This is a genomic window from Stenotrophomonas sp. 05L44_2, from assembly GCF_056665995.1.
In genome coordinates, this window is sequence record NZ_JBFTNR010000754.1 from 1 (window position 1) to 1,972 (window position 1,972).

Genomic DNA, 1,972 nt, shown 5'->3' on the forward strand with positions numbered 1-1,972 from the left:
GGCCGGCACTACCCARCCCCGTCGRTCAGCGYTSCTTGTCGCCGYCGCTTTCCGCKTCCGAGCCGCGCGTGCCGGGCGTATCGTCGATGGCCAGGTTCCTGCGCGACAACGGCTGAAGGTCGCCTTCCATTGGGTGGGTGCCGACCGTTGGTTGGCACACCGGCCCGCGGTCAGCGCTCCTTGTCGCCGYCGCTTTCCGCGTCCGCTTCGAACAGGTGCATCAGGTCGTTGCGGGCATCGCGCGAGGTCTGGATCACGGCGGCCTCGTCGTCGTAGACCAGGTACTGGTCGCGCAGCAGCTTCTCGTCGTGTTCGCGGAACTGCTGCACATGGCGCTCGGCCACGTTCGGTGCCACGCCCAGCGCGGTCAGCACGCGCCCGCTCATTTCCAGGCTGGTACCGAACACTTCGCGGAACGGTTCGGCCGACATGTCCATCAACCGCCAGGCATGCTGGCGGTTGCGCGCACGCGCCAGCACCGTCGCATCCGGGTACAGGCGGCGCACCATGCGCACCGCACGCAGGTTGGTTTCCGGGTCGTCCACGGTGATCACGAACACGTCGATGTGCTCGCCACCGGCGGCGCGCAGCATCTCCGGCCGGGTCGGATCGCCGTAGTACAGCTGGTTGCCGAAGCGGCGCAGGTCGGCCACCGTGTCCGGGTTCGCCTCCAGTGCCACGAACGGCACCTTCTGCGCGGTGAGCAGGCGCGCGATCACCTGGCCGAAGCGGCCCATGCCGGCAATCAGCACCTTCGGGCGATTGTCCGGCGCCACCTTGTCGGCCTCCGCCGCCTGGCGGGGCGCGACCTTCTCCTCGCCGAGCAGGCGCATCAGGGCGATCATCAGCAACGGGGTGATCGCCATCGACAGGCCGACGATCGCCACCAGCCGGTCATGGTTGGCATTGCCCAGCAGATGCGCACGCTGGGCTTCGTTGAACACCACGAAGGCGAATTCGCCGCCCAGCCACAACACGCTGCCCAGCAGCAACGACTGCCGCGAGCTGAGTCTGGCGATGCGGCCGATGGCGTACAGCAGGCTGAACTTCACCACCAGCAGGATCGCCACGCCCGCAGCGATCATCCACGGTTCGGCGGCGATGCGGTCCAGGTCGATGCCCATGCCCACGGCAATGAAGAACAGGCCCAACAGCAGGCCCTTGAACGGCTCGATCTGCGATTCCAGCTCATGCCGGAATTCCGAATCGGACAGCAGCACGCCGGCCAGGAATGCCCCCAGGCTGGGGCTCAGGCCGGCTTCCTGCATGAACCAGGCGGTGCCCAGCACCACCAGCAGTGCGGTGGCGGTGAACACCTCCGGGCTGCGGGTGCGGGCGATGATGCCGAACACCCGGCGCAGCACCGGCCGCCCGCACAGGATCACCACCGCCAGCGCGCCCAGCGCGACGGCCGCATCTTCCCAGCGCAGCGTCTCGTTCTTGACCCCGCCCAGCAGCGGAATCGCGGCCAGCAGCGGAATGGCGATCAGGTCCTGGAACAGCAGGATGGCAAACCCCAGCCGGCCATGGTCGCTGTTGATCGCCTTGTGTTCGGACAGCAGCTGCAGGCCGACCGCAGTCGACGACAGCGCCAGCGCCACGCCCACTACCAGCGCGCTCTTCCACTGGAAGTGATCGAGCAGCAGCAGGCCGCCCAGCACCAGCCCGGACAGCGCCACTTGCGCGGCGCCCGCACCGAACACCGAGCGCCGCATCACCTTCAGCCGGGCCGGGGACAGCTCCAGCCCGATCACGAACAGCAGCATGACCACGCCGATCTCGGCCGCGCCGAGGATGCGGTCGGCGTCCTGCACGAAGCCCAGACCGTCCGGACCCAGCACCACGCCGGCCGCCAGGTAGCCCAGCACCGCGCCGAAGCCGAACTTCTTGAACACCGGCACCGCTATCACCGCGGCCAGCAGCAGCACCAGTGCCAGTTCCAGACCACCGCTATGCATGGGAATACCTGGTC

Annotated in this window: 1 protein-coding gene; it reads right to left on the reverse strand. The window is 68.3% G+C overall.

Translation table 11 applies throughout. The annotated features are described in order from the left end of the window. Positions 1-170 precede the first annotated feature (170 nt). Positions 171-1,958: a monovalent cation:proton antiporter-2 (CPA2) family protein gene (locus tag AC1VAN_RS20200; protein ID WP_478029458.1), complete on the reverse strand. Its 1,788-nt coding sequence runs from the start codon at positions 1,956-1,958 to the stop codon at positions 171-173. Positions 1,959-1,972: the final 14 nt, after the last annotated feature.